This is a genomic window from Nocardia wallacei, from assembly GCF_029868745.1.
In the GTDB taxonomy this organism is placed as follows: Bacteria; Actinomycetota; Actinomycetes; order Mycobacteriales; family Mycobacteriaceae; genus Nocardia; species Nocardia wallacei_B.
Genome location: NZ_JARWOP010000206.1, coordinates 1 through 26,963, shown reverse-complemented (window position 1 = coordinate 26,963; position 26,963 = coordinate 1). Strand labels below are relative to the sequence as shown.

Here is a 26,963-nt window from a genome sequence, read left to right as displayed (position 1 = left end):
CCACCTATCCGCTGTAGCGCGGGGCCGGCGCCCCCGCGGACGGTCCGAGCACACCGAGGTGGGCGGCGTACAGACGCTGCCAGGTGCCGTCGGCGCGGATCCGGTCGAGCACGCCGTTGACGAAGCGGACCATGTCGTCCTGGCCCTTCGGTACGCCGACCGCGTAGTTCTCGAAACCCAGTGGGTCACCGACGACTTGGAGGTTGGAGTCCTGTTCGGCCAGTCCGACCAGGATGGACTCGTCGGTACTGATCGCGTCCACCTGACCCTGCTGCAACGCGACCAGGCAGTCGGTCCAGTTGTCCACGCCCAGCACCTTGGGGCGGTTCGGCAGGGTGAACAGCGGACCGGAGGAGGTGGCGCCGAAGGTGACACACACACGCTTGCCCGCGAGATCGGGCAGCGCGCGGATACCGGCGGTGCGGGGTGCCAGAATGCGTTGCGCCCCTTTGTAATACACGGCCGAGAAGGCGACCTCGCGGCGGCGCTCACAGGTCACCGAGAAGGTCCGGGCCACGAGGTCGACCTGGTTGTTCTGCAGGGCGGGCAGCCGTTCCGCGGTGGACACCGAGCGCAGTTCGATGCGGTCCGGATCGCCGAACAGGTCGCGGGCGATCTCGCGGGCCAGATCGATGTCGAAGCCTTCCAGCTGACCGGTGGCCGGATCGCGGAAACCGAACAGGTAGGTGTTCTGGTCGACGCCCACCGTCACCCGGCCCTTCTGCACGATGCGGGCCATCGTCGAACCCGGCGGCATCGCACCGGGAGTGGGCTGCGGGCCGGGTCGCAGGCTCGCCTCGGCGTCGCAGCTGCGGTCGGCCCCCGGGGGCGTGGTGATCTCACGTGCCTTGGGCGGCAACGGATTCACCGCGACCGCCGGGCCGGAGCGTGGCACGGCCGGATCCGCGCCACAGGCCGCCAATACGGCGATCGACGCGACCACCAGTCCCGCGCGCAGCACCCGTGTGTTCACAGGAACTCCTTCAGCCGCGGCCACAATCCGGTGACGACGACGCCGGCCGCGACCACCAGCAACACCAATGTGCCTGCCGCGCCGCCGATCCACGCGTCGCCCGCGCCGTCGATCTGATCGCGCAGCTGTGCCCGCGTCCGCTCGAGCCCCTCGCGCAGCGAGGTGTCCAGCTGAGCGAAGCGCTGGGCCGACGACTCCGGGCCGGAGCCGATCGCTTGCTCCACCGCTGCCGGGTAGTTCGCGGAGTTGTAATGCTCGAGTTGCCGCTCGTGCCCGGCGGTCCACTGCGAGAACTGCTGCCGCATCGGCGAATCCGCGCCCACGACACTGGACAGCTCGGCGTCGAGCTGCGCCGTCTTGGTCTTGAAGTCCTCCTCGGTCTCCTTGGTATCGCCGCGGGTGATCAACTCGAGGGTCTCGTCGGTGCGGGCCTGCTGAGCGAGAATCCTTGCCTGCGCGAGGTTCTCGCTGTGCGCCGTGGGACCGCCGCCGCCCGTGTCGATCGCCTCGTTCGAGATGACGGTCGCCAGCACGATCCACAGCAGTGCCAGCGCCGCCGCGCCCGCTCCGGCCGCGAGGCCCGGATTGAACAGCCGGTTGGTGCGCCGCACCAGCATTCGCGACGCGACCACCGCACCGGCCAGCGTGAGTATCAGCAACACCAGTGCCGCCCACGGCGGGCCGGTGACGGCGCGCTGGTCGGCACGCAGCGCGGCGTGGCGCTGCTCGGTGAGCCGGGCGGCGCTGGGCAGCAGCGAGTTCTGCATCAGGCCCGAGGCCTCGCGCAGGTAGGCCGAGCCGACCGGGAAGCCCTGCCGGTTGTTCGCCCGCGCGGACTCCACCAGGCCGGTGTACACCGGGAGATCGGCCGAGATGCGCGCGACGACCTCGCGGGTCTGCGCGTCGCCTCCGCCCGCGGTGGCCGTGGCCAGCGCGTCGGCGGTGTCGGCGAGGGCCTGCTGGTATTGCCCGCGGATCCGCGGCGATTCGATGCCGCCGGTGAGGAACGCGGTAGCGGCCGAGGCGTCGGCCGCGGACAGCGCCACGTACAGCCGCTGCGCCGCGTCGGCCAGCGGCTCCGAGCGCTGCAGCGCCGCGTCGCGCCGGGCGGTCTTGGCGCTCAACTCGTTCGCGCAGACCAGGCCGGAGAGCAGACACAGCACGACGGCCGCGACGGCGATCACGACGATCGCGCCGGGGGTCGTCGCGGCGAAGCGCCGCAACCATTCCGCACCGTTGCGGACCGGCGCCGGTAGGCGAAGTCCCACACTCCCCTCCCCCTCGGTCCACCAGGAGTTCCGATCGCGATCGTACGGGAGCCGCCACCGATGTGCCGGGCGACCGCACGGGGGCCGAAACCGAGACCGAAAGGCAAGAAGTTCGCGACCGTTTCGACCCTGCCGACGCCCGAGCGGGCGTAGAGTACCCACCTGTCTTCCGAGTCCGACGACGCGACTCGACCCTCCTTTCACGACTGTCAGGGTGAGACGGATGCCCTTCCTGGATCGCCGCGAGGCCGGCCGCCGGCTCGTCGAACGCCTGCGCGCCTTCCGCGGGCCCGACACCATCGTGCTCGGGTTGCCGCGTGGTGGCATGCCGGTGGCTTTCGAGGTCGCCACCGCGTTGCGGGTGCCGCTGGACGTCGCCGTGGTGTGCAAGCTGGAGGTTCCCGACCGGCCCCGGCTGGTGTTCGGCGCGGTCGCCGAATCCGGTGTGCGCGTGGTCGACGACGACCTGGTGGTGCGGGCGTTCATCGGCCCGCCCGAGCGGTCCCGGGTGGAACGCCAGGCTCGAGAGACGGTGCTGCGCAACAGCGCTCGGCTGCGGCGCGGGCGGCCGCAGCCGCGGATCGCGGGCCGCACCGTGGTACTCGTCGACGACGGCGTCACGACCGGCAACACCGCGCGAGCGGCGTGCGAGCTGGCCCGGGCCCGCGGCGCGGGTGGTGTTCGCGGTGCCGGTGGGTTCCTGCCGCCCGATCCGCGCCCTGACGGGGTCCGCCGACAACGTGATCTGCCTGGAGACACCGGCGCTGTTCCACACCATCGGCCAGTGGTACCGCCACTTCGACGAGGTCAGCGAGGACACCGTGCGTGCCCTGCTGGACCGCGCGGCGGGCGAACTGGGCGACCGGCCGCCCACTCATCCGATTCGTACCGTCTGAAACATGTTCTAGACACATAGCCGGATTTGTCTTACCGTCGAGACATGCACGAGGATCTGTCTCACGAAGCTCGGTTCCGCCTCCGCTCCGGCGACAGCTGGCGCGACCCGTGGACGATGTACGCCGCGCTGCGTGAGTTCGACCCGGTGCACCACGTGGTTCCCGAGGGCCGCGCGCACGAGGACTACTACGTGCTCTCGCGGTACGCCGACGTGTACGACGCGGTCCGTGATCCCGAAACGTTCTCCTCCGCACAGGGTTTGACCGTCGACTACAACAACCTGTCGGAGATCGGGCTCGGCGAGAACCGGCCCTTCGTGTTCACCGATCCGCCGGATCACACGGTGTTCCGCCGCCGGGTGGCCAAGGGGTTCACGCCGCGTCAGGTGCAGGAGATCAGCCCGGCGGTCCGGGAATTCGTCGCCGAACGGATCGAGCGGATGCGCGCCGCGGGCGGCGGCGACCTCTCCGCCGAGCTGTTCAAACCGCTGCCGACGATGGTGGTCGCGCACTATCTCGGTGTGCCGGAAGAGGATCGGGCCAAGTTCGACGAGTGGAGCGAGGCCATCGTGGCGGCCTCGGCCACCGGTGGGATACTACAGGCGCAGGCCGCGGTCGGGGAGTTGAGCCAGTACTTCGCGGCGCTGATCGAGCGCCGCCGCGCCGCTCCCGGCGACGACACCATCTCGCATCTGCTGGCCTCGGGCCTGGCCGAGGACGGCGACGTCGGCGGCGTGCTGCAGATCCTCGGCTTCGCCTTCACCATGATCACCGGCGGTAACGACACCACCACCGGAAACCTCGGCGGCGCTGTGCAATTGCTGACGCTGTACCCGGAACAGCGGCGGTTGCTGCTGGACGATCCGGACCTGCTCTCCGGCGCGATCGACGAATTCCTGCGGCTCACCTCGCCGGTGCAGGGACTGGCTCGCACCACCACCCGGGACGTGGAGATCGAGGGTGTCACCATCCCCGCCGGGCGCCGCGTGCTGCTGCTGTACGCGTCGGCCAACCGCGACGAACGCGAATACGGCGCGGACGCAGGCGAACTCGACATACTGCGGCGGCCGAAGAACATCCTCACCTTCGGCAACGGCAACCACCACTGCCTCGGCGCGGCCGCGGCCCGCATGCAGGCGACCATCGCGCTGCGAGAGCTGCTGACGCGCTGCCCCGACTTCACCGTCGACCTCGACAAGGTGCGCTACACCGAAGGCAGTTACGTGCGGTGGCCGGTCAGCGTCCCCTTCCGGGCCGCGGCGTGAGCGGGACCGAGCGGCGCTGGTCGAGCGAACCGCGGGCGGTGCACGCCGCCGAGCGCATCCTCGACGCGGCCGCCGAGCTGTTCGCCGCACGCGGGGTGGCCGCCACGGGCATGGCCGATATCGCCAAGGCCGCCGGTTGCTCGCGCGCGACGCTCTACCGATACTTCGACAGTCGGCAGGCCGTGCGGTTGGCGTTCGTGCACCGCGAGGCCCGCCGCATCGGCGCCGCCGTGCTGCGCGAGATCGAGGGCACCGCCGCGCCCGCGGACCGGGTGGTGGCGGGCGTCTTGGCGGCGCTGCGAGCGGTGCGCTCGGACCCGCTGCTGATCGCCTGGTTCCGCCCCGGCGACGCGGGCCTCACCTCCGAGATCGCCGAGACCTCGGAGGTGATCGAGGCCATCGGGGGCTCGCTGTTCGACTCGGAAGACGGTGTGGCGCAACGGGAGCTGTCGCTGCGGGCGCGCTGGCTCACCCGGATCATCGTGTCGCTGCTGACGGTCCCCGGCCGCGACGAGGCCGAGGAGCGCGAGCTGCTGCGCCGGTTCGTGGCACCCGCGGTGACCGCCACACACCCCTGATCCGCACCGCTCGGGCCTGCGCGGGTAGCGGGGTTGCCGGGGGTTGCGCCCGATCGCCGGGCGCACAAGGGTGGTGAGCATGGATTCGCTGATCATGTCGGCCCGCGATATCGAGTTCCTCCTCTACGAGTGGCTGGACGTGACCGGGCTGACCGCCCGCGAGCGCTACCGCGAGCATTCACGCGAGACCTTCGACCAGGTGCTGAGCCTGAGCCGGGAGCTGGCGACCAAGTACTTCGCCCCGCACAACCGCGACAGCGACCTGCACGAGCCCACCTTCGACGGCGAGAAGGTGCACATCCTGCCGGCGGTGAAGCAGGCGCTGGACGCGTTCGGCGAGGCGGGCCTGGTCGGCGCGGCGATGGACGAACGAGTGGGCGGCATGCAACTGCCCTATACCGTGTTCTCCGCGTGCATGGCGTGGTTCTACGCCGCGAACGTCGCCACCACCAGTTATTCGATGCTGACCATGGGCAACGCGAATCTGCTGGCGGCGCACGCCGACGGGGATCAGATCGATCGTTTCGTCCGGCCGATGCTGACAGGCCGCTACTTCGGCACCATGGCGCTGTCGGAGCCGCAGGCGGGTTCCAGCCTGGCCGACATCACCACCAAGGCCGTCCCGCAGGACGACGGCACCTACCGACTGTTCGGCCGCAAGATGTGGATCTCCGGCGGCGACCATGAACTGTCGGAGAACATCGTCCACCTGGTGCTGGCGCGCATTCCCGACGCCCCCGCGGGCACCCGCGGCATCTCGCTGTTCATCGTGCCGAAGTTCCTGCCCGGAGCGGACGACTCCGTGGGCGAGCGCAACGACATCGTGCTGGCGGGCATCAATCACAAGATGGGGTGGCGCGGGACGGTCAACACCGCGCCGGTGCTCGGCGACGGCGCCTTCACCCCCGGTGGGCGGGCAGGCGCGGTCGGTTACCTGGTCGGCGAGGCGAATCGGGGCCTGTCCTACATGTTCCACATGATGAACGAGGCACGGCTGGGCGTAGGCCTCGCCGCCACCGCGCTCGGCTACACCGGATATCTGAAGGCGCTGGACTACGCCCGGAACCGGCCGCAGGGCCGCCCGGCCACCGCCCGCGGCCAGGCGACCGCGCAGATCCCGATCGTGCGCCACCCCGATGTGCGGCGAATGCTACTGGCGCAGAAGGCCTATGCCGAGGGCGCGCTGGCATTGCAGTTGTACTGCGGCACGCTGGTGGACGAACAACGCAGCGCCACAGCGGAATCCGAAATACAGCGGGCGTCGACACTGCTGCGGGTGCTCACCCCGATCGCGAAGAGTTGGCCCAGCCAGTGGTGCCTGGCGGCCAACGATCTGGCCATCCAGGTGCACGGCGGCGCCGGCTACACCCGCGACTACGACGTCGAGCAGCACTACCGCGACAACCGGCTGAACCCGATTCACGAAGGCACACATGGCATTCAGAGCCTCGACCTGCTCGGGCGGGCGGTCACCGCGGACAGCGGCGCGGCGCTGACGCTGCTGCTGGAGACGATCGGCGCGACCGTCGCGGCCGCGCGTGCCACCGCCGACGGCGAGCTGGGCGACTACGCCGACGCGCTGCAGCAGGCCGCCGGCCGGGTGGTCGCCACCACCGGACTGCTCTGGAAGGATCTGGATCCCGCACCGGCGCTGGCCAATTCGGCCGCGTACCTGGAGGCGTTCGGGCACGTGGTGCTGGCGTGGATCTGGCTGGAGCAGGCGGTGGCGGCGCACGGCCGCACCGGCTCGTTCTACGACGGCAAACGCGCGGCAACCCGGTACTTCTACCGGTGGGAGCTGCCGCGCACGGCCCCGCTGTTCGACCTGCTCGACTCGCTCGATCGGACCACTCTCGACCTCGACGACGACTGCCTGTAAGCCGCGCTCCACCGCCGGTTTTGCGACAATGCGAAACACGTGCGGTGTTAGGGTATTACGTATTCGACCTCGTGGTGGCAACGATGCCGTCCCGTACCCGCAAGGGCCTGGAGCCCACCCGGTATAGGCGGAACCGATGGACCTTCTCAATCCGATCGACGCGATCTTTCTGGCAATAGAATCCCGCGAGCATCCGATGCATGTCGGCGGCTTGCAGGTATTCGAGCCGCCGCCCGAAGCCACCGACGATTTCGTGCACGACCTGTACGACGAGGCGAGGGCGGCGACCGACGTGCGCCCCCGCTTCCGGCGTCGGCAGAGCCGCATCCTCGGCGGCTTCTCCAGCCTGGCCTGGTCGCACGCCGACGACGTCGATCTCGGCTATCACCTGCGACGCAGCGCCCTGCCCGCGCCCGGCGGCCGCACCGAACTGCTCGATCTGGTCGGCCGGCTGCACTCCGGCCTGCTCGATCGGCACCGGCCGCTGTGGGAGGGCCGGATCATCGAGGGGCTGTCCGGCGGCCGGTTCGCGATCTACGTCAAGGTCCATCACGCACTCATGGACGGGGTGTCGGCGCTGCGGCTGCTACAGCGCACGCTGACCGACGACCCGTACGACACCCGCCTGCGCGTCCCGTGGACGCAGGGCCGTCCCGACGTCTCCGACGACGCGGCCGTCGGGATGTGGGAACAGCTGCGAAAGACGCTGCCGCGCATAGCAACCGGCGTCGGCGCCACCGCCGCGGCGACCCGCGCGCTGGCCGAGCGGCAGCTCGAACTGCCGCTGTCGGCGCCGCCCTCGATGTTCAACGTCCCGATCGGCGGCGCGCGCAGCGTGACGGTCGGCTCCTGGCCGCTGGAACGCGTCCATGCGGTGCGCCGCGCCACCGGCGCCACCGTCAACGATGTGGTGCTGGCCATGTCGGCGGGCGCGTTGCGCTCCTACCTGCTGGAACGAAATGCGTTGCCGGACAAGCCGTTGACCGCGATGGTCCCGGTCGATCTGCGCGGCGCCGCCGACGGCGACTCGGACGGGAATCTGGTGGCGGCGGTGCTGTGCAACCTCGCGACCGACCTCGCCGATCCGGCGGCCCGGCTGGCGGCGATCGGCGCGTCGATGCGGCGGTCCAAGCGGGTCTTCCAGCAGTTGCCGCAGTGGGAGGCGATCGCGCTGTCCGGGCTGCTGATGTCCCCGCTGGGCATGACGCTGGTGCCGGGTTTCGAAGCGCTGCCGCGAGTTCCGTTCAACCTGGTGATCTCCAACATCCCCGGCCCGCGCAAACCGGTGTATCTGCAGGGCGCCCGGCTGGAGAGTAACTACCCGCTGTCGATCCCGTTCGACGGTCAGGCGGTGAACATCACCGTCACCTCCACCGCGGACACCCTCGACTTCGGTCTGGTCGCCTGCCGTCGCTCGGTCCCGCACCTACCCCGCATGATCGGCCACCTGGAGACCGCGCTGGCGGAACTGGCGCACGCCGCGACCTAGACCCGGTCCTCCGGGAACTTGCCGCGAGGTTCCTCGACGATGACCTCCGGCTCCTCCGGGCGGCCCGGCCACGGCCGTTCGGCCAGCACAGGGAACTGCCCGGCGTGGCCGTGCCGAATCTCCGCTATGCGCAGCACTTTCCGGCGCGCGAGGAACCACCCGCAGATCAGGGCGGGACCGAGCACCGCGACCAGCGCCAGCACCGCCGTGCGCTGCACCGGGGTGCCGCCGAAGGCCATCAGCGCCACCACGGCCGCGAGGAAGATCAGCGCCGAGATGCTCGTGTACGGCGTGCCGGGCAGCCGGAACTTCGGGCGATACGCCACGCCCTGCCGCCATCGGTACCACAACCGCAACTGGCAGAGCAGCACCACCGTCCACGACACGATGGTGCCGAGCGCCGACACGTTCAGCACGATCTCGAACGCCTGATTCGGCACCACCGCGTCGAGCCCCACCCCGATCAGGGCGATCGCGCCGGTGGCGAGGATGCCGACGTACGGCACGCCGCTGCGCGACATCCGCGCCGCGAAGCCCGGGGCGCTGCCGTTCATCGACATGGAACGCAGGATTCGGCCGGTCGAATAGAGACCGGCGTTGAGGCTGGAGAACGCCGCGGTCAGCACGATCAGGTTCATGACCGTACCGGCGGCGGGCAGGCCGATGCCCGCGAAGAAGGTCACGAACGGGCTCTCTCCCGCACGAAAGGCGGTGTAGGGCAACAACAGTCCGAGCAGGATCAGGGAGCCGACGTAGAAGACGGCGATGCGGGTGATCACCGAGTTGATGGCGCGCGGCATGACCTCCTCGGGGTTGCGCGTCTCCCCCGCCGCGATCCCGACCAGTTCGACTGCGGCGTAAGCGAATACGACACCCGTCGTCACGGTGATCAGCGGCAGCGCTCCGGTGGGGAACAGTCCGCCGTGTTCGGTCAGCACGCCCACGCCGGTGTGCTCGCCGTGGATCGTGAACCGCCCGGCCAGGAAGACCGTGCCGATCACCAGGAAACCGACCAGCGCAACGACTTTGATGAGCGCGACCCAGAACTCCAGTTCGCCGAACCAGCGCACCGAGATCAGATTGGTGCATACCACCGCGACCAGTGCGAGCAGCGCGAGCAGCCAGTGCGGCACAGCCTCGAACGCGCCCCAATATCGGAAATACGTGGCGATGGCCGTGATGTCGACAATTCCGGTCATGCACCAGTGGAAGAAATAGGTCCATCCGACCGCGAAAGCCAGTTTCTCGCCGTAGAATTCGCGCGCGTAGGACACGAAGGAGCCGGCCGAGGGCCGGTGCAACACCAGCTCACCGAGCGCACGCAGAATGAAGAACACGAAGATGCCGCACACGGCGTACACCAGGAACAACCCTGGCCCGGCGCCCGCCAGCCGCCCGCCCGCGCCTAGAAACAGCCCGGTCCCGATGACGCCACCGATCGCGATCATCTGCAGCTGCCGCGCGTGCAGGGATCTTCGATACCCGGCATCTTCCGCGTGCAACGCATCCGCCAGCGCCGACAGTTCCACAGGTCGCCGGACTGAAGCCATGACCATGGGCCTAACTGTGAGTCAAATCATGTCGCGCAATAATGTACCGTCATGTAGCGGTTCATTCAACAGCGGTAAGTGACGTTACGGTAAATCATCGCGGGGCGCACCTTAGGGTGAGGGCCGTGGATACGCGATGGCCACAGTTGCGAGAACGGTGCCTGCTCGAGGAGGACGCCGCGATCCTCGCGCTGAACAAACCCGGCGGGATCTCGGTGACCGGCGAGCGGCACGACACCGACATCGTCGAACTGGCCGCCGAACACGGCGAGACGCTCTATCCGGTGCATCGCATCGACAAGGTGACCTCGGGGCTGGTGCTGCTGGCCAAGGACCTCGGCGCGCACGGACAGCTCACCCGGCAGTTCACCAAGCGCACGGCCGACAAGACCTATCTGGCGATCACCGCCTCGACCGGCCTGCCCGACCAGGGCGTCATCGACCTGCCGTTGAGCGTGGGCCGCAAGAACCGGGTGCGGATCGCCGCGCCCCGCGACAGCATCGCGCACAGTGCGGGGAGCTGGCAGGTGGACGAGCGAGACCTGTTGGCGGGCAAGAATTATCCGTCCCGCACCGAATTCACGACCGTGCTGCGCGCCGGCGAGTACACGGTGCTCGCGGTCCGCCCGATCACCGGTCGACGCCATCAGATCCGGGTCCATCTGGCCTGGATCGGACATCCGATCGCGGGCGATCCGCTGTTCGACAAGTCCGGCCGATATCCGCGCACCCACCTGCATTCGTGGCGGCTGCGACTGGACGCGCCCTGGCGGACTCCGGCCGTGCTCGACCTGGAGGCCCCGCCCGGCCCGGATTTCTGGACCGTCGGCGAGACCACGCTCACACCGGCGGCCGAGGCACTCGGCGGCCGCTAGCCATTTACCCTGGATGGGTGTGCCGACCAGGCACGCCCGGGCGCAACGGCGCGATTCCCACGAGAAAGCGGACGCCGATGATTGTGTTGGCACAGCTCAGCGACACCCACTTCGACCTGCACACACACAACTCCGAGCGGGTCGAGCGGGTGATGGCCTACCTCGCCGGCCTGCCGCACCGGCCCGACGCGATCCTGGTCACCGGCGACATCACCGACTCCGGCAAGGCCGAGGAGTTCGAGCAGGCCCGCGCCGCGCTGCGGGCCGACGTCCCGGTGTGGGTGCTGCCGGGCAACCACGACGACCGCGCCAATCTGCGCGAAGTGCTGCTGCGCCAACCGCCCTCCTACGAGCCCATCAACCAGGCTCTGCGCCTGGACGGGCTGACCGTGGCGCTGCTGGATTCGACCATCCCCGGCGAGAGCGGCGGTGAACTGTCCGACGACACCTACGCCTGGCTGACCGACCTGCTGCGGGACACCCCCGCCGACTCCGCGGTACTGCTCGCGTTGCACCACCCGCCGATGCCCATGTACAGCACGGTGGTCGACCCGATCCGGCTGGCGAATCCGCAGCGCCTGGAGCAGATCGTCGCCGCCGACGACCGGATCGTCGGCGTCGTCACCGGGCATATGCATTCGATGGCGACCACGCTGTTCGGCGGGCGGCAACTGGTGGTCGCGCCCAGCGTGGCGTCGCTGATCGGCGGGCAGTGGGAGGTGGGCACTCCGGGAGAGGTCCCCATCGACTACGGCCCCGACCCCTCGCTGGTCCTGCACGCCGTCGACGGACATCGGCTGACCTCGATCGTACGAATCGTCCCGATGGGCGGCCGGATCGGCGTGCAGCCGCGCTGAATTACGCCGCGACACTTCAGAATCGGCGTGACGGCGACCCGGCGGCCAGCCCGTTGGCCGCCACCCGCTCGCGGCGGTACGCCGACGGCGTGGTGCCGGTCCAGCGCTTGAACGCGTAGATGAACGTCGAAGCCTCCGCGTAACCCAGCCGGATCGCCACATCGCTCACCGACAGCGGTGTGGCCGTGAGCATCTCCTCCGCCAGCGCCCGGCGCACCTCGTCCAGCAGGGCGCGGTAGCTGGTGCCCGCGGTGTCGAGGTGGCGGCGCAGGGTGCGGGTGCTCATGTTGAGATCGCGTGCCACGGCGTCGATTCCGGGCGGTGCGGCGAAGCCGTCGGCCCCGCCGCGCGGCATCAGCCGCTCCCGGACCTCGGCGGCGATACCGGTGCGGGCCCGCCGCCGGTGCACCAGGTCCCGGCACTGGGCCAGGCACATCGCCCAGGTGTGCTCGTTGGCCTGCGGCAGTGGCTGTTCCAGGATCTCGGGCGGAAGCGAGAACAGGTTCCGCGGCTGCCCGAACCGCGGGCGCACCCCAATGATCTCGGCCAGCTGATCCGCGTAATCGGGCTCGGGATAGTCGAATTCGGCGCGAATGAGTTCCAGCGGGCGCCCCAGCAGATCCGTCATCACCTGGTGCATGGCGAGCACATCACGCTCGACCAGGAACCGCCGGACGTCGGCGGGCACCAGCTCGTCGTGGATGTCGGCGACGAATTCCTCCGGCTCCCAGCGGGTTACGGGGATGCAGAAGGTGAAGCTCAGCTCCAGGAAACGCAGCGCGAACGAGATCGCCTCGCCCAGTGTGGGACTCGACACGCAGGCGAAGCCGAAGATGCCGAACGTGGTGATGCGATAGCGGCGGCCCACCTCGACGCCCAGCGCCGGACGGTCCTCGGCCAGCGCCCGCACCAGATTGCGGACCACCGCCAGCTCGGTATGCGCGTCGATCTGTACGTCCGGGTTGGCGAGGACGCGCTCGGACAGTCCCGTGCCCCGCAGCATGCGTGCGGCGGGCAGGCCGTGCTCGCGGGCGTAGCCGACCATCAGCGCCACGCTCGCCACCCCACGCGGGAAGTCCCAGTTGCGAATGCCGGGGTGCTGCACGGTTGCCATACCGCGATTATGGCCGAATATGTCGATCTAGTTCGCCGACCCTCCCTACAGTAAGGATGAGAAGCATGATGTGAGGAGCACCACAATGCCCGCGACAACGCCGTCGGTCATCATCATCGGCGCCGGATTCGGTGGCCTGGGCATGGCACTGGAACTGCAGCGCAACGGGTTCGGCGCGTTCACCATTCTGGAACGCGCCGCCGACCTGGGCGGGGTCTGGCGGGAGAACACCTATCCCGGCGCGGCCTGCGACGTACCCTCGCCGCTGTACTCGTTCTCGTTCGAGCCGCGGCCGGACTGGCCGCATCGCTATTCCGGGCGCACCGACATCCACAACTATCTGCGCGCGATCGCCCGCAAGCACGGGCTGCTCGAGCGGATCCGGTTCGGGGTCGAGGTCACCGAGGCCGCCTTCGACGAAGCCGCCGGACGGTGGACCGTGCGCACCGCCGACGGCGCGGTGTACACCGCCGACGTGGTCGTCTCCGCGGTCGGGCAGCTGTCGCGGCCGCGACTGCCCGACATCCCCGGACGCGAGACCTTCGCGGGTCCCTCCTTTCATTCGGCGCTGTGGGACCACTCGGTGGAACTGACCGGCAAACGCGTCGCCGTAATCGGAACCGGGGCCAGCGCAATCCAATTCGTGCCCGCTATTCAGCCGGAGGTGGCGCGGTTGACGCTGTTCCAGCGCACGGCGGCCTGGGTGGTGCGTCGCACCGACCGGGAGTACCGGCCCGTGCACCACGCCCTGTTCCGGCACGTGCCGGGCCTGCGCCTGGCGCAGCGGCTGTGGGTGTGGTGCTTCCTGGAATTCCTCTCGCTGGGCCTGGCGACGTTCCCGCCCATCCGGCGGATCGCCACCTGGCTCGGCCACCGCGCGCTGCGCCGCGACGTGCCCGATCCGGAACTGCGCGCCGAACTCACACCCGACTACCCGGTGCTGTGCAAGCGCGTGCTGTTCTCCAACGAGTACTACCCGGCGCTCACCCAGCCGAATGTCGACGTGGTGACGACCGGGATCGCCGAGATCGTGCCCGGCGGGGTCCGCACCACGGACGGGGAGGTGCATCCCGCCGACGTGATCGTCTACGGCACCGGCTTCAAGGGCAGCGAATTCCTCTGGCCCATGCGGATCACCGGGCGCGGCGGGGCGGAACTGGATCGGGCGTGGACCGGCGGCGCCCGCGCCTACCTCGGCATGGCGGTGCCCGGGTTCCCCAATCTGTTCCTGATGTACGGGCCCAACACCAACCTCGGTATCGGCTCCATCGTCTACATGATCGAATGCCAGGCCCGCTACATCCGCCAAGCCCTCGCCTACCTCGCCGCGCATCCCGGCCGCGGGCTCGAGGTCCGGGCCGCGGTCGCGCGCGAGTTCGACGACCACACCCAGCGCCGCCTGCAACGCACGCCGTGGACCGGTTGCAGCAGCTGGTACCGCGACGCCGCCGGGCGCATCACCAACAACTGGCCCGGCACCGTCACCTCCTACCGACTGCGCACCCGACGGCTGAACCCCGCCGACTACGACCTCGTAATGCCTTCTTGACCTCGACGGCGCTCATGCCAGAGATGTCACAGAAACGAACTGGCAGACTTGACCCGTGACCGCTCCACCCCAGCCCGGCACCGGGCCGACGCCCGTGCACGGTCCGCTGCGCCCCATCGAGCTGGCGACCGGAGCGGTGCTCGGCGGCGTCACCGTCGGACTCGTGACGCTGGGTTCGGTGATCCCGTTCGCGGCGGCGCTGAATCTCGTCGCCGCCGTGCCGCTGGGCCTGCTCGCACATCGCTACCGCCTGCGTGCCATCGTCACCACGACGGTGGCGGCGACGCTGGTGACGTTCGTCGCGGGCGGGCTGGTACCGGCGATCACGGTGGTCAGCGCGGCGACGCTGGGCGGCATCGTCGGCAGCGTCAAGCGGCGTCGCGGCGGCCTGGCGGCGGTGCTCGGACTCTCGCTCGCCGCCGGACTGATCTGGTCCGCGGTGGTGCTGGGCTGGCTGCTGATCTTCTCCACGGCACGAAACCTGTTGTTCGACAACATCCGCAACGCGTCGCGCGGGTTCGAGAACCTCGCTGGGCAGGCCCGGCTGGACGGCGCCGGACATGCCGTCGCCGATGTCGCCGACCTGATACTGCGCTGGTGGTGGGTCTTCGTCGGCGCCGGTGTGCTGGGCGGCATGGTGGCGACCGCGATCTTCTCCTGGTACGCGCTGGGTTCGGTGCTGGACCGGCTGGCCTGGCTGCCCGGCGTGGACCGGCTCGACGCACCGGTCGACGACCGGCCGGTTCAGCCGCTGCCGGTGACGCTGCGCGACGTGTCGTTCCGCTATCCGGGCGCGCGGACCGAGGCGCTGGCCGGGATCGACCTCACCGTGCGAGTCGGCGAATTCGTCGCCGTGGTCGGGCACAACGGGTCGGGCAAATCGACGCTGACCCGGGTGCTGGCCGGACGCCCGCCTACCGGCGGGACCGTGGAACGGCCCGGATCGGCCGGGCTGGGCGTGCTCGGCGGCACCGCACTGGTATTGCAGCGGCCCGAGAGTCAGACGCTGGGCGTGCTGGTCGCCGACGACGTGGTGTGGGGGCTGCCGCCCGAACTCGCCGCGCAGGTCGATGTCGAGGCGCTGCTGCACGAGGTCGGTCTGGGCGCGCTCGGCCGGGCCGAGACCGCGACGCTGTCCGGCGGGCAGCAGCAGCGCCTGGCCGTCGCCGCCGCCCTCGCCCGCAAACCCGCGCTGCTCATCGCCGACGAGGCCACCTCGATGATCGATCCCGACGGCCGCCGCGAACTGGTCGCCCTGCTCGCGGCACTGCCCCAGCGGCATGGGATGGCGGTCGTCCTGGTCACGCATCACGAGGCCGACGCGGCGGCCGCGGACCGGGTCGTGCACCTGTCGGGCGGACGTCAGGTCGAGCGGTTGCCGGCCTGGCCGCGGCCGGTCCGTGATGCCCGCCGCCGGCCGATGGGCGAACCGCTGCTGGAGTTGCGCGGGGTCCGGCACACCTACAACCGCGGCACGCCGTGGTCGGCCGCGGCGCTGCACGGCGTCGATCTCGCGGTGCGCCGCGGCGAGGCGCTGCTGGTGGTGGGCGGCAACGGTTCCGGCAAGTCGACGCTGGCCTGGATCATGGCCGGGCTGATCGTCCCGACCGCCGGCACCTGCACGCTGCGCGAGCCCACCCGGACCCGGCCGGTGCATCGCCGGATCGGGGCCGTCGAGCTGGCCTTCCAGCATTCCCGACTGCAACTTCAGCGCCAGACCGTCGGTGCGGAGATCGAGGACTGGGGCGGCAGCGGAACCGGTTCCGGCGCGGTCGGGCGGGCGCTCGACGCGGTGGGCCTGGACCGGATGCTGGCCTCACGGTCCATCGAATCGCTGTCCGGCGGGCAGGCCAAGCGGGTCGTGCTGGCCGCGATCGTGGCGGCCCGGCCGCAGGTCGTGGTGCTGGACGAGCCGCTGGCCGGACTGGATCCGGAGGGCCGCGCCGAGGTCGTGGAACTGCTTGCCCGCCTGCGGGATTCCGGGTTGACCCTGATCGTCATCTCGCACGACGTCGCCGATATGGCGGCCGTGTGCGACCGCACCGTGCATCTGCGGTCGGGTCGCATCCTGGAGACCGCGCCGCACTCGGTCGCCGCGACCGGCGAGCAGCGCCCCGAGTCGGCCGCCGAGCCGACCGCCACCTTCGCACGGCTGCACATCCAGCGCCCCGAAGCACCCGGAGATCCCTCATGAGTACCGTGCTGCTGCGCCAGGTTCCGGTCGACAGTCCCGTGCACCGGATGTGGGCCGGGACGAAGATGATCGCGGCGTTCCTGATCAGCGTGCTGCTGATGGTGCTGCCGTCGTGGCCGGTGATCGGCATGACGGTGCTGTTCCTGGTGGTCGTCGGGCTGGTGGCGCGGCTGCCGCTGGGGACGTTGCCGCGGCTGCCATGGTGGTTCTGGGCCATGCTGCTGGTCGGGGCGCTGGTCAATGTTCCGGTCGGCGGCGCGGCCGTGCTGCGGTACGCGCAGGTGGTGGTGTTCGGCCTGGTCCTGGTGACCACGTCGTTCCTGATCGCCTGGACCACGCCGATGGGTGAGATCGCCCCGGCGCTCGCGACCTTGGGCGCGCCCCTGCGGAAACTGCGTATCCCGGTGGACGAGTGGGCCGTCGTCGTGGCGCTCACGCTGCGCGGCCTGCCCCTGCTGCTGGACGAGATGCGGGTGCTGCGGGCCGCCCGCAGACTGCGGCCCAAGGATTCGGCGCTGCAACGTGCGGCGGTGAACCCGCTGCTGGACATCCTGACCGCCGCCATGGCCGTCGCCACCCGCCGGGCCGGGGAACTGGGCGAGGCCATCACCGCGCGCGGCGGCACCGGGCAGCTCACCGCGCACCCCGCCGGGCCCGGCCGGCGCGACGCGATCGCGCTGGCGGTGGTGGTCGTCGTGTGCGCGGGCGCGGTCCTGGTGGACGTTCTCACGTAGAGCAAACTCGCCGGTACACCGAAAGAGATTCTCTCTGGAGCGATTTCCGGTACCCGGACGCGTCTGGTGACGGTACAGTTACACACGTCGTGTAGCCGGGTCGACGGGCCCGCGCCGCACCAGGGGTGACTTGATGTCAGGGGTTGTTGCAAGCGCGTGTCCGGGGGGCTTCCGACAACAACGAGTACCTGATGAAGATTGGAAAAACTGAAAAATGAAACTGCGCAATTTCACCGCTGCGGCGCTGCCGGTGGTCGTGGGTGTTGCCGTGGGGGCCGGCACCGTCCACGCGTCCCCCGGCGCACCCGACGTGCGCTACGAGACGACCCTGGTAGGCAACACCGTCCAGACCACCCTGCACGGCGGCTTCTTCGAGGTGTCGAGTGACGAACAGACCGTCGACGTGAAGTCGGCCGACGGCAATACGCTCGTCACGCTGCCGCTGTCGGTCCGCCAGGACGGGTTGGAATATCCGCTGCCGCACGCGGTGCGGTCGGAGGGCCAGGTATTGGAGCTGACCGCCGTCAAGAACGCGGCCGCGGCCCGGCCCGCTCCGGTGCAACCAGTGGCCTCGCTAGCAGAGAACCAACTCGCCATGCAGTCCTTCGGATCCCAGTTCGGCATCGCCACGGCGGTCGGCGGATTCATCGGCACGGCGCTCGGGGCTGTGATCGGATTGGTCCTGGGCATTTGGTCCGGCCCGTTTGATATCGCCGCGATCCTCACCGGCGCCGCCATCGGCGGCATCATCGGCACCCTGGTGGCAGGCGGACCGACCTTGATCGTCGCGGGCATAGATCTCATCGGCACCCTGTCCGCGCCGCCGGGCACGACCAAGTGGATGGAAGTCACCGGCCGCTGACCCAGCGCCGCAGCCGCCCCGCGCGCCCATGCCCGCGGGGCGGCCCACGCCGCACCGGAACCCGGTGTCAGCGAACCACACACCCCACCGGCGGCGGCACTCCCGCGAAACGGTCGGAGAGATAGTTCATACCGCCCAGCGCCTCGCCGATGGCCGCGCCGTTGTGGGTCGGGAACGGCGAGTGCACGGCGGTGAGATTCGCGCCCCGGGCACAGTAGTTCTCGACGAGCCCGGTGAATCCGGCCACGGGAATCAGATCGTCGGTGATGCCGTGGTACAGGTACAGCGGCGTGTCGGGAACGGACGCACCGAGTTCGTGCGCCGCCGCAGCGGCCCGGAAAACCGGGTGCGCCAGCACATTCGGGACGGCGGCGAAATCGTCCACCCGAGCCCCGGCGTACTTGGGGACCAGGTCGGATCCGCACGCGGTCGCATTCTCGGCCAGTAGCGCGCGGCCGCGGTCGTTGAGCAGCTCGAGCAGTCCGGAGTCGGGACCGTTGCGCGCCAAGGCCATCAGAATCAGCAGCGCCAGACCCGCCTGCACGCCCCCGTCGACCCGCTGCGCGATCGCCGGGATATCCGTCGGGACACCGCCCGAACTGATGCCCGCGAACCGCACGTCCGGCGCGTACCGCGCACGCAGTTCCGCCGCCCACAAGGTCGCGAACGCGCCGCCCGAGTATCCCCAGGCGCCGACCGGACTCGCACCGACCGCGGCGGGCGGGAACGAGCGCGCCGCCCGAATCCCGTCCAGCACGGCGCGTCCGGCGGTCGGGCCGTCGAAGAAACGCGACTGCGGTCCCTCGTAGTCGCCGACCACCACCGCCCAGCCGCGGCGCAGCGTCTCGGTCAGAAACGGCAGGTCCAGCATGGTGTTCACCACGCCCGGATCACGGCCGCCGCGCAGGGCGTACGACGGCGCGCACCGGGTGCCCAGACTGTCCTCGGCCACCTGGTACGACAGCAGCGGTCGCGGGCCCGGATACGGCAGCGGCGAGACGATCACCGTCGCCACGTCGAGCAGCGGACGGTCCGCGGAGTCGGTGGTCCGATAGCGAATCTGCCAGGCGGACACCGGAATCGGCAGATCGAGCAGCGAGATCGGCCGCGCTCCCAGCACCGCGCCGTTCGGCTGCTCCGCGAGATCGCCCGGCGCGGCATAGAACGGATCGTCGTCCGGAAACGGAATATCCGCTCGCGCAACGGGTGCCGAGAGCACTGCCAGCAACACCGTCACCGCGAGGACAGCCAGTGTGGAGCCTGTCCGATACGCCGATCCCTTGTGCCCCGAACCCATCGCACCTCCCACCTCGCCGCACACCGACGCGCGGGCACCCCGGTCACGGGTCCGCACCGAACACTTCACATCATCGGGCCACTCACCGTAACCCGACAGAAACACGCAGGTCAACGGCCATTACCAAGTCGAAGCAGAAGGGAGACCCGCGCACCGCGCCGCGACCGGGGCGTGGTTAGGCTCGGCCGGTGACGATCTCGGCGCGCGAACTACTCGGCGAACTGCTGGATCCGGATTCGTTCGTCGGCTGGGATCGGCCCCCGATCGAGGTCGATGCCGAGGACCGCTACCGCGCCGACCTGCGCGCCGCGGCCGAGCGGTCCGGCACCGACGAATCGGTGCTGACCGGGGCCGGACGGCTGCGGGGCCGGCCGGTCGCCGTGATCGCCTGTGAATTCGGTTTTCTCGCCGGGTCGATCGGAGTCGCGGCGGCCGAGCGGATCGTGACCGCCGTCGAGCGGGCCACCGCACTCGGGCTGCCGCTGGTGGCCTCGCCCACCTCCGGCGGCACCCGGATGCAGGAAGGCACCGTGGCCTTCGTGCAGATGGTGAAGATCGCGGGCGCGGTCGCGGCGCACAAGGCGGCCGGGCACCCGTACCTGGTGTACCTGCGCGATCCGACCATGGGCGGGGTGTTCGCCTCATGGGGTTCGCTGGGGCACATGACCTTCGCCGAGCCGGGCGCCCTGATCGGCTTCCTCGGTCCCCGGGTATACGAGGCCCTCTACGGCCGCCCGTTCCCACCGGGCGTGCAGACCGCCGAGAACCTGTACCGCAACGGGGTGATCGACGGCGTGGTCCCGGTGCGCGTCTTCCGCCGGATCGCGCACCGCGTGCTCAACGTGACCGGCGGTGCGGCGCCGGCCGACACCGTCGACAGCGCGAAACCGGCTGACCGCGAAGCGTTCTCGAAGAGATCCGGGTCGAGCGCACCCGTGACGCCGGTGCGCGCGGAGACCATCGAATCGGCGGAAAAGCCTGCCCGCGAACGGCATTCGGACGTGGAGGCGACCTGGCGCTCGGTGGCGCGCTCGCGGCGACCGGACCGGCCCGGCATCCGGGAGTTGCTGCGGCACGCCACGGATCGGGTACCGCTCAGCGGGACGGGACAGGGCGAATCGGATCGGACCGTGGTGCACGCGCTGGCGCGATTGCGGGGGCGGTCGTGTGTCGTCTTCGGGCACGACCGGACCGGGCAGACCGGCGAGAACACCATGGGCCCGGCCGCGCTGCGGGAGGCCCGGCGCAGCATGCATCTGGCGGCGGAGCTGCGATTGCCGCTGGTACTGGTGATCGACACGGCCGGAGCGGCGCTGTCCCGCGAGGCCGAGGAGCGTGGCCTGGCGCCCGAGATCGGGCGCTGCCTCGCGGACCTCGTCACGCTGGCGACACCGACGATCTCGGTGCTGCTCGGGCAGGGCAGCGGCGGCGGCGCGCTGGCGCTGCTCCCGGCCGATCGCGTGCTCGCCGCCCGCCACTCCTGGCTGGCGCCACTGCCGCCGGAGGGCGCCAGCGCCATCGTGCACCGCGATACCGGCCATGCCGCGGAACTCGCTGCCGCCCAACGTATCCGGGCCGCGGATCTACTGGCCGACGGCATCGTCGATCGCATCGTCCCGGAGCACTCCGACGCCGCCGACGAACCCGTCGACTTCGCCCGCCGCATGGTTACCGCTCTCGCCGACGAACTGGCCGTGCTGTGCGCGCGGCGACCGGACGAACTCGCGGCCACCCGACACCTCCGCTACCGGCGGCTCGGCCTGCCCCGACCCTGAACCGGAACCCGTCCCCCGCGGGAACACGCTCCGGGCGTTCGTTGACGGGCTGGTAAACCGCTTCTACGGTCGGAAAGGTGACCTTTCGCAGCGAGACCAGCGCAGTCCCGTCGATAATCCTCAACGACGGCAACGTGATCCCGAAGCTCGGTTTCGGTGTGTTCCAGGTACCCGAAACCGAGGCCTTCCGCACGGTGACCGCGGCCCTCGAGGCCGGTTACCGCAGCATCGATACGGCCGCCGCGTACGGCAACGAAACCGAGGTGGGGCAGGCGATCCGGGACTCCGGACTGCCGCGTGACGAGGTCTTCGTCACCACCAAGCTGTGGAATTCCGATCAGGGCTACGACTCGACGCTGAGCGCCTTCGACGCGAGCATGCAGCGGCTGGGTCTGGACTACCTGGACCTGTACCTGATCCACTGGCCGGTCGCGCGGGCCGACCGCTACATCGACACCTTCCGGGCGTTCCAGGCGCTGAAATCGCAGGGCCGGATCGGCTCCATCGGGGTGTCCAATTTCCACCGCGACCATCTGGAGCGGGTGATCGCGGAAACCGGCGAGACCCCGGCGGTGAACCAGATCGAGCTGCACCCCAGCCTGGCACAGGCGGACCTGCGCGCGTTCCACGCCGAGCACGGCATCGCCACCGAGGCGTGGAGCCCGCTCGGGCAGGGCGCCGAGCTGAAGGACCCGACGGTTACCGAGATCGCGCGGGAGATCGACCGCACTCCCGCGCAGGTGATCATCCGCTGGCATCTGCAACTGGGCAATGTCGTCATCCCGAAGTCGGTGACGCCCGCCCGCATCCAGGAGAACTTCGACGTGTTCTCCTTCGAGCTGACCACCGACCAGATGACGAAGATCACCGCCCTGGACACCGGCACCCGCGTCGGCCCCGACCCGGCGGAGTTCGCGGTCGGTCTGGAGGACTGACCCGGACCACCCGCCGAGTGCCGCTCGCGCGTTCGAGAGCGGTACCTACGACGACTACCGGCGCCGCAGCCCGAGATGGTCGGCGAGTTCGACCGCGGCGGCCTGCCCCGCTCGATTGGCCCCGATGGTGCTCGCCGAGGGACCGTAACCGAGCAGGTGGATCCGCGGATCCGCGGCGACCTGGGTAGCGAGGCGCCCGGTCATGGTGATGCCGCCGCCTGGGCCGCGCAATCGCAGCGGCGCGAGGTGGTCGAGCGCGCTGCGAAAACCCGTGGCCCACAGGATCACCTGGGCAGGTTGGAAGACGCCGTCGGCCCAGCGCACCCCATCCACCTCGATGCGCCGGAACATCGGGTGCCAGCGCAACGCGCCGCGCGCCCGGGCGGCACGGACGCGCTCGTCCACCGGCAACCCGGTCACCGACACCACCGACCGCGGCGGCAGCCCGCGCCGCACCCTTTCTTCGACCATCGCCACGGCCGCGCGGCCCGCGTCGGGCGTGAACGGTCCCTCCCGCCACCGCGGTTCGGTGCGCGACACCCACGTCGTGGTCGTCACCTGCGAGATCTCGTCGAGCAGCTGCACCGCCGACACCCCCGCCCCGACCACCACCACATGTTTGCCCGCGAACTCGTCGGCCGTGCGGTAGTCGTGCGCGTGCAACTGCCGTCCCGCGAATGTCTCCGCGCCGGGATAGTAAGGAATGAACGGCTTCTCCCACGTCCCCGTCGCATTGATCAGCCCGCGCACACGCAGTTCCCCGGCCGATCCACCCGTCGCCGACCCGGACGCGACCGTCGCACCACTGTCACCGCCGGACGCGGCCGTCGAACTACCGCCCTCCGTCTCGGCGTGCAGCAAGCCGTCGACCTGCTGGTCGGGGCAGGTGGCCGGGGTGGCGCGATCGCAGACCACGCGCACCGAGACCGGGCGGTGCACGCGGAGGTCGTAGCGCTGCTCGTACAGCGCGAAGTAGTGCGGTACCGCGGTCGCCGCCCGAGCGTTCGCCGAACCCTCCGGCAACGTCTCGGCGAACGACATGCCGGGCAGGTCGTGCACCCGGTTCACGGTGCTCAGCGTCAGCGACGGCCAGCGGAACTGCCAGGCCCCACCCGGTCCCGGTGCGTGATCGACGAGGAGAAAGTCCCGTTCGGGGCGCAATCCCAGCCGCCGCAGGTGATATCCGGCCGACAAACCCGCCTGTCCGGCGCCGATCACCAGGATCTCGAAATCGGGTGCGGTCACCGGCGTCACGCTACGCGGGGTGCGTCGAGAGCGGTCAAGCAACCTTTCGCCGCATAGAGTGAAAGTATTCGATACCGCATGGACGGGGAGGTCAGATTGCTCGGAGTCAGCCGCGATGGTGACGTGGTCACCATCGAATTGCAGCGCCCGGAGCGCCGCAATGCCCTCAACCTGGAGTTGGTCGGGCTGCTACGGGAAGCCGTCACGACCGCTGCGGCCGACGCCCGCGTCATCGTGCTGACCGGCCAGGGCCCGATCTTCAGCGCGGGCGCGGACCTGTCCGGCGTGTACTCCCAGGAGTTCCTCGACGCCCTGATGGAGATGCTGCGCACGCTCGAGACGATCCCGGTGCCGGTGATCTCGGCGATCAACGGCGGCGCGCTCGGCGCGGGCGTCCAACTGTCGCTGGCCTCGGACTTACGGGTGATGAGCCCCGAGTCCTACATCGCCATCCCGGCCGCGAAACTCGGCATCTCCGTGGACCGCTGGACGATCCGCCGCCTGGTGGCGCTGCTCGGCGGCGGCCCGGCCCGCACCGTACTACTGGGCGCCGAGCCCGTAACCGCCACCGACGCTTATGCTTTCGGCTTCGCCAACCGCATCGGCACCCTCGCCGACGCGCAGGCGTGGGCGAAATCGATCGCCGAGCTGGCGCCGCTGTCGTTACGCCATCTCAAGCTGGTGTTCAACGACGACGGCACCCGCGGCGAGGACAGTCCCGAGCAGCGGGCCGCACTGGAGGCCGCCTGGCGCAGCGACGACGCCAAGGAGGCCAAGCTGGCCCGCGAGCAGAAGCGTTCGGCGAAGTTCGCGGGGCGCTGATGAATTCGTCATTGGGTTCCGCTGTGCGCCGCGCGGCCGTGGGTGTCGCCGGTGCGGTCGGATTGACCTGGGCGCTGCGGGCGGCGCGCGGCCTGCCGGAGTCGATGGGAGCCTCCGCCGCGGCCATCGCGCTGACCGCGTCGCGCTCGGCGAGCTACCGCAACCGCCAGTTCCACAACACCGAGCCGAGCAATCAGTTCGCGCCGGGTTCGTCGCTGTCGCTGCTGTTCTCCGCGCTGACCCGCACCGGCGTGGGCCGTCCCCCGGGCGCCATACCGCTCGCCACCCCGGAGGTTCCCGCGCAGGCGGGCGATCTCGCGGTCACCTGGTACGGGCATGCCTCGGCCTTGATCGAGGTCGACGGGTACCGGATCCTCACCGATCCGGTGTGGAGCGAACGGGTTTCGCCGTCGCCGACCATCGGCCCGGCCCGCCTGCACCCCACGCCCGTCCCGCTGGACCAGCTGCCGCCGCTGGACGCGATCGTCATCTCGCACGACCACTACGACCACCTGGACCGCGACACCGTGCGCGCCTTGGCCGCCGGCCAGCAGGCCCCGTTCATCGTGCCGATCGGCATCGGTGCGCATCTGCGCAAATGGCGGGTGCCAGAGCAGCGCATCATCGAATTGGATTGGGGCGCTTCGGTTTCGCTGTCCGATCTGGACCGCGCCCGGGACAACGGCGACCTGGTGATCACCTGCGCCGAGGCGCGACACTTCTCCGGCCGGGGGCTGGTCCGCAACACCACGCTGTGGGCCTCGTGGGTGATCGCGGGCCCGGCGCGCCGGGTTTACTTCGGCGGCGACACCGGGTACACCAAGGCGTTCGCGGAGATCGGCGCGACGCTGGGCCCGTTCGATCTGACCCTGCTGCCGATCGGCGCGTACGACGTGCACTGGCCGGATGTCCACATGAACCCGGAGGAGGCGGTGCGTGCCCACGCCGACGTCTGCGTCGGCGACGCGGGCCGCGGATTGCTGATCCCGATTCACTGGGCGACGTTCAACCTGGCCTTCCACGGCTGGTCGGAGCCGGTACAGCGAGTGGTCGCGGCGGCCAAGGCCGCCGGCACCCCCATCGCGGTGCCGCTGCCCGGCCAGCGTATCGATGCGAATGCGGTATCACCGCTGGTCTCGTGGTGGGAAGATGTGCGCAAGTGATCCAGCCGAAGACCGATGAGTAAGGAGTAGGACCTATGAGTCTGATAGATACGCTCAAGGGATTGGTCGGCAAGGGCAGGGACGCGGCCTCCGAGAATGCCGAGAAGATCCACGGGGCGGTGGACAAGGCCGGAAGTTTCATCGACGAGAAGACCGGCGGCAAGTACACCGACAAGATCGGCAAGGGCACCGACGCGGTGAAGAACGCCATCCCCGAGCAGGGACAGGCGAATCCGGGCCAGGGTCCGGCGACCCCGCCGCCGCCGGCGCCCGAGCCCCCGGCCGACCCGGGCCGCCCCACCCCCTGATCCCCGTGGTGACGGGCCGTTCGACGTCTCGAATGCGAGACGGCGGCGGCCCTTCGCTGTGTGTACGGCCGCTGCCTGTCGGTGGCGGCCACTAGAATTCGAATATGGTGTCCCGCCGCCGGTTCGGGAGTATCGAGGTTGAGCTGTCCAACCTCGACAAGGTGCTGTACCCCGCCACCGGCACCACCAAGGGCGAGGTCATCGAGTACTACACCGCCATCGCCCCGGCCCTGCTGCCGCATATCGCCGGACGCCCGGTCACCCGCAAGCGCTGGCCCAACGGTGTCGCGGAGCCGTCGTTCTTCGAGAAGAATCTGGCCTCGCACGCTCCCGGCTGGCTCCAGCGGCAGACGGTCGAGCATTCCGATCGGCACGTCACCTATCCGGTGCTGGATTCGGTGGCCGGGCTGGCCTGGCTCGGTCAGCAGGCCGCGCTGGAAATCCATGTGCCGCAATGGCGTTTCGTGCGGGGCGAGCGCGGCCCGGCCACCCGCCTGGTGTTCGATCTCGACCCGGGCCCCGAGGTCGGGCTCGACGATTGCGCCCGGGTGGCGCTGTGGATCCGCGAGACGGTGCGCGATGCCGGACTGGACGCCTACCCGGTCACCAGCGGCAGCAAGGGCATCCACATCTACGTCCCCCTGGACCGCGAACTCACCCCGAGCGGCGCGTCCACGGTCGCCAAGCAGCTCGCCACGGGGCTGGAGAAACTGCATCCCGAGCTGGTCACGGCCACCATGGCCAAGGCGGCGCGGTCGGGCAAGGTCTTCCTGGACTGGAGCCAGAACAATCCGTCCAAGACCACCATCGCCCCGTACTCACTGCGCGGCCGCACCCACCCCACGGTGGCCGCGCCACGCACCTGGGCGGAGATCGAGGACCGTAAACACCTGCGGCACTTGACCTTCGACGAGGTCCTGGCCCGCTGGCGGGACAACGGCGATGTCCTGTCCGGCCTGGATCCCCCGCTCGCGGAACAGGCCACCGACCCACTCACCACCTACCGCTCGATGCGCGACCCGGCCCGCACTCCCGAGCCGGTGCCCGCCGGGCCGCCCGCGTCGGGCGCGGGCGACAGGTTCGTGATCCAGGAGCATCACGCCCGCCGCCTGCACTGGGATCTGCGGCTGGAGCGCGGCGGGGTGCTGGTGTCGGGGGGGGGGGGGGGGGGGGGGGGGGGGGGGGGGCGGCGGGGGGCGGGGCGGGGGGGGGGCCGCCGCGGGCCCCCCGCGTGGTTGGCGGTGATGCCGGTGGCCATCGGCTCACCGACGGGCTGACGCTCCAGCACGGACGCGGCCTGCAGTTCCAGCACGCGGCGTTCGTCGGTCTCGATGT

22 protein-coding genes and 1 pseudogene are annotated in these 26,963 nt (G+C 70.2%); 17 read left to right on the top strand and 6 right to left on the bottom strand.

The genetic code is table 11. The features are described from left to right. Positions 1 to 4: 4 nt before the first annotated feature. Together QH470_RS16970 and QH470_RS16965 are read right to left on the bottom strand one after the other, a co-directional pair. Positions 5 to 973 (bottom strand): glutamate ABC transporter substrate-binding protein, encoded by a 969-nt coding sequence (locus tag QH470_RS16970; RefSeq protein WP_280273336.1) that lies wholly within the window; start codon positions 971 to 973, stop codon positions 5 to 7. Further along, positions 970 to 2,241 carry a hypothetical protein gene (locus tag QH470_RS16965; protein WP_280273335.1) on the bottom strand — a complete coding sequence of 424 codons (1,272 nt, stop codon included), beginning with the start codon at positions 2,239 to 2,241 and terminating at the stop codon, positions 970 to 972. Before QH470_RS16965 ends, QH470_RS16970 begins: the two co-directional genes overlap by 4 nt. 223 nt (positions 2,242 to 2,464) lie before the next feature. Here QH470_RS16965 and QH470_RS16960 point away from each other — a divergent pair, with 223 nt between their 5' ends. From QH470_RS16960 to QH470_RS16940, 5 genes are all read left to right on the top strand, one after another. After that, entirely contained in the window at positions 2,465 to 3,157 is a 693-nt protein-coding gene (locus QH470_RS16960; protein WP_280273334.1) for a phosphoribosyltransferase, read from the top strand. A 24-nt stretch (positions 3,158 to 3,181) separates the two neighbouring features. Next, positions 3,182 to 4,402: a cytochrome P450 gene (locus QH470_RS16955; protein WP_280273333.1), complete on the top strand. Its 1,221-nt coding sequence runs from the start codon at positions 3,182 to 3,184 to the stop codon at positions 4,400 to 4,402. Beyond that, positions 4,399 to 4,980: a TetR/AcrR family transcriptional regulator gene (locus QH470_RS16950; protein WP_280273332.1), complete on the top strand. Its 582-nt coding sequence runs from the start codon at positions 4,399 to 4,401 to the stop codon at positions 4,978 to 4,980. Before QH470_RS16955 ends, QH470_RS16950 begins: the two co-directional genes overlap by 4 nt. Positions 4,981 to 5,059: 79 nt before the next feature. Next, positions 5,060 to 6,859, top strand: a complete 1,800-nt coding sequence (locus QH470_RS16945) for an acyl-CoA dehydrogenase (RefSeq protein ID WP_280273331.1) — start codon at positions 5,060 to 5,062, stop codon at positions 6,857 to 6,859. A 136-nt stretch (positions 6,860 to 6,995) separates the two neighbouring features. After that, positions 6,996 to 8,348: a WS/DGAT/MGAT family O-acyltransferase gene (locus tag QH470_RS16940; protein WP_280273330.1), complete on the top strand. Its 1,353-nt coding sequence runs from the start codon at positions 6,996 to 6,998 to the stop codon at positions 8,346 to 8,348. On the opposite strand, the gene QH470_RS16935 is transcribed toward QH470_RS16940, so the two are convergent. Then, complete coding sequence (locus QH470_RS16935) at positions 8,345 to 9,898, bottom strand: amino acid permease (RefSeq protein ID WP_280273356.1); 1,554 nt, start codon at positions 9,896 to 9,898, stop codon at positions 8,345 to 8,347. The genes QH470_RS16940 and QH470_RS16935 overlap by 4 nt on opposite strands. A gap of 125 nt (positions 9,899 to 10,023) precedes the next feature. Between QH470_RS16935 and QH470_RS16930 the strand changes: the two genes are divergently transcribed. Both QH470_RS16930 and QH470_RS16925 read left to right on the top strand, forming a co-directional pair. Beyond that, complete coding sequence (locus QH470_RS16930; RefSeq protein WP_280273329.1) at positions 10,024 to 10,773, top strand: RluA family pseudouridine synthase; 750 nt, start codon at positions 10,024 to 10,026, stop codon at positions 10,771 to 10,773. Between the two features lie 77 nt (positions 10,774 to 10,850). After that, the gene (locus QH470_RS16925; RefSeq protein WP_280273328.1) at positions 10,851 to 11,630 is read left to right on the top strand and encodes a metallophosphoesterase; all 780 of its coding nucleotides are present in this window, start codon (positions 10,851 to 10,853) and stop codon (positions 11,628 to 11,630) included. 16 nt (positions 11,631 to 11,646) lie between these two features. On the opposite strand, the gene QH470_RS16920 is transcribed toward QH470_RS16925, so the two are convergent. Next, positions 11,647 to 12,744: an AraC family transcriptional regulator gene (locus QH470_RS16920; RefSeq protein WP_280273327.1), complete on the bottom strand. Its 1,098-nt coding sequence runs from the start codon at positions 12,742 to 12,744 to the stop codon at positions 11,647 to 11,649. Positions 12,745 to 12,829: 85 nt separating this feature from the next. On the opposite strand from QH470_RS16920, the gene QH470_RS16915 reads away from it, so the two are divergent. The 4 genes from QH470_RS16915 (at position 12,830) to QH470_RS16900 (ending at position 18,083) form a co-directional block, all read left to right on the top strand. Continuing rightward, positions 12,830 to 14,293, top strand: a complete 1,464-nt coding sequence (locus tag QH470_RS16915) for a flavin-containing monooxygenase (RefSeq protein ID WP_280273326.1) — start codon at positions 12,830 to 12,832, stop codon at positions 14,291 to 14,293. A gap of 55 nt (positions 14,294 to 14,348) precedes the next feature. Continuing rightward, positions 14,349 to 16,487 (top strand): ABC transporter ATP-binding protein, encoded by a 2,139-nt coding sequence (locus tag QH470_RS16910; protein WP_280273325.1) that lies wholly within the window; start codon positions 14,349 to 14,351, stop codon positions 16,485 to 16,487. Further along, positions 16,484 to 17,221, top strand: coding sequence for a CbiQ family ECF transporter T component (locus QH470_RS16905; RefSeq protein ID WP_280273324.1), 738 nt, complete (start codon positions 16,484 to 16,486; stop codon positions 17,219 to 17,221). The genes QH470_RS16910 and QH470_RS16905 overlap by 4 nt, the downstream gene beginning before the upstream one ends. A gap of 214 nt (positions 17,222 to 17,435) precedes the next feature. Further along, positions 17,436 to 18,083, top strand: a complete 648-nt coding sequence (locus QH470_RS16900; protein ID WP_280273323.1) for a DUF8020 domain-containing protein — start codon at positions 17,436 to 17,438, stop codon at positions 18,081 to 18,083. Between the two features lie 67 nt (positions 18,084 to 18,150). On the opposite strand, the gene QH470_RS16895 is transcribed toward QH470_RS16900, so the two are convergent. Further along, positions 18,151 to 19,380, bottom strand: coding sequence for a lipase family protein (locus tag QH470_RS16895; RefSeq protein WP_280273322.1), 1,230 nt, complete (start codon positions 19,378 to 19,380; stop codon positions 18,151 to 18,153). 188 nt (positions 19,381 to 19,568) lie between these two features. On the opposite strand from QH470_RS16895, the gene QH470_RS16890 reads away from it, so the two are divergent. Beyond that, on the top strand, positions 19,569 to 21,155 hold the full coding sequence (locus QH470_RS16890; protein WP_280273321.1) for a carboxyl transferase domain-containing protein: 1,587 nt from the start codon (positions 19,569 to 19,571) through the stop codon (positions 21,153 to 21,155). 77 nt (positions 21,156 to 21,232) lie between these two features. Then, positions 21,233 to 22,090 carry an aldo/keto reductase gene (locus QH470_RS16885; RefSeq protein WP_280273320.1) on the top strand — a complete coding sequence of 286 codons (858 nt, stop codon included), beginning with the start codon at positions 21,233 to 21,235 and terminating at the stop codon, positions 22,088 to 22,090. Positions 22,091 to 22,144: 54 nt separating this feature from the next. On the opposite strand, the gene QH470_RS16880 is transcribed toward QH470_RS16885, so the two are convergent. Further along, the gene (locus tag QH470_RS16880) at positions 22,145 to 23,344 is read right to left on the bottom strand and encodes an NAD(P)-binding domain-containing protein (protein WP_280273319.1); all 1,200 of its coding nucleotides are present in this window, start codon (positions 23,342 to 23,344) and stop codon (positions 22,145 to 22,147) included. Between the two features lie 87 nt (positions 23,345 to 23,431). On the opposite strand from QH470_RS16880, the gene QH470_RS16875 reads away from it, so the two are divergent. The 4 genes and pseudogenes from QH470_RS16875 to ligD form a co-directional block, all read left to right on the top strand. Further along, the gene (locus QH470_RS16875) at positions 23,432 to 24,157 is read left to right on the top strand and encodes an enoyl-CoA hydratase (protein ID WP_280273355.1); all 726 of its coding nucleotides are present in this window, start codon (positions 23,432 to 23,434) and stop codon (positions 24,155 to 24,157) included. Further along, complete coding sequence (locus tag QH470_RS16870) at positions 24,157 to 25,320, top strand: MBL fold metallo-hydrolase (RefSeq protein ID WP_425302692.1); 1,164 nt, start codon at positions 24,157 to 24,159, stop codon at positions 25,318 to 25,320. Before QH470_RS16875 ends, QH470_RS16870 begins: the two co-directional genes overlap by 1 nt. Positions 25,321 to 25,355: 35 nt before the next feature. Beyond that, a complete protein-coding gene (locus QH470_RS16865) occupies positions 25,356 to 25,628 on the top strand; it encodes an antitoxin (RefSeq protein ID WP_280273318.1) in 273 nt (90 codons plus the stop codon). 104 nt (positions 25,629 to 25,732) lie between these two features. After that, positions 25,733 to 26,782, top strand: a pseudogene (gene ligD / locus QH470_RS16860) (non-homologous end-joining DNA ligase); the annotation flags it as partial. Between the last annotated feature and the right edge of the window lie 181 nt (positions 26,783 to 26,963).

Bases quoted from the DNA above. Each gene is read 5' to 3' on its own strand.
- QH470_RS16960 (WP_280273334.1), top strand. From the start codon at position 2,465: ATGCCCTTCCTGGATCGCCGCGAGGCCGGCCGCCGGCTCGTCGAACGC.
- QH470_RS16955 (WP_280273333.1), top strand. From the start codon at position 3,182: ATGCACGAGGATCTGTCTCACGAAGCTCGGTTCCGCCTCCGCTCCGGC.
- QH470_RS16945 (WP_280273331.1), top strand. From the start codon at position 5,060: ATGGATTCGCTGATCATGTCGGCCCGCGATATCGAGTTCCTCCTCTAC.
- QH470_RS16940 (WP_280273330.1), top strand. From the start codon at position 6,996: ATGGACCTTCTCAATCCGATCGACGCGATCTTTCTGGCAATAGAATCC.
- QH470_RS16935 (WP_280273356.1), bottom strand. From the start codon at position 9,898: ATGGCTTCAGTCCGGCGACCTGTGGAACTGTCGGCGCTGGCGGATGCG.
- QH470_RS16925 (WP_280273328.1), top strand. From the start codon at position 10,851: ATGATTGTGTTGGCACAGCTCAGCGACACCCACTTCGACCTGCACACA.
- QH470_RS16920 (WP_280273327.1), bottom strand. From the start codon at position 12,744: ATGGCAACCGTGCAGCACCCCGGCATTCGCAACTGGGACTTCCCGCGT.
- QH470_RS16915 (WP_280273326.1), top strand. From the start codon at position 12,830: ATGCCCGCGACAACGCCGTCGGTCATCATCATCGGCGCCGGATTCGGT.
- QH470_RS16905 (WP_280273324.1), top strand. From the start codon at position 16,484: ATGAGTACCGTGCTGCTGCGCCAGGTTCCGGTCGACAGTCCCGTGCAC.
- QH470_RS16900 (WP_280273323.1), top strand. From the start codon at position 17,436: ATGAAACTGCGCAATTTCACCGCTGCGGCGCTGCCGGTGGTCGTGGGT.
- QH470_RS16895 (WP_280273322.1), bottom strand. From the start codon at position 19,380: ATGGGTTCGGGGCACAAGGGATCGGCGTATCGGACAGGCTCCACACTG.
- QH470_RS16870 (WP_425302692.1), top strand. From the start codon at position 24,157: ATGAATTCGTCATTGGGTTCCGCTGTGCGCCGCGCGGCCGTGGGTGTC.
- QH470_RS16865 (WP_280273318.1), top strand. From the start codon at position 25,356: ATGAGTCTGATAGATACGCTCAAGGGATTGGTCGGCAAGGGCAGGGAC.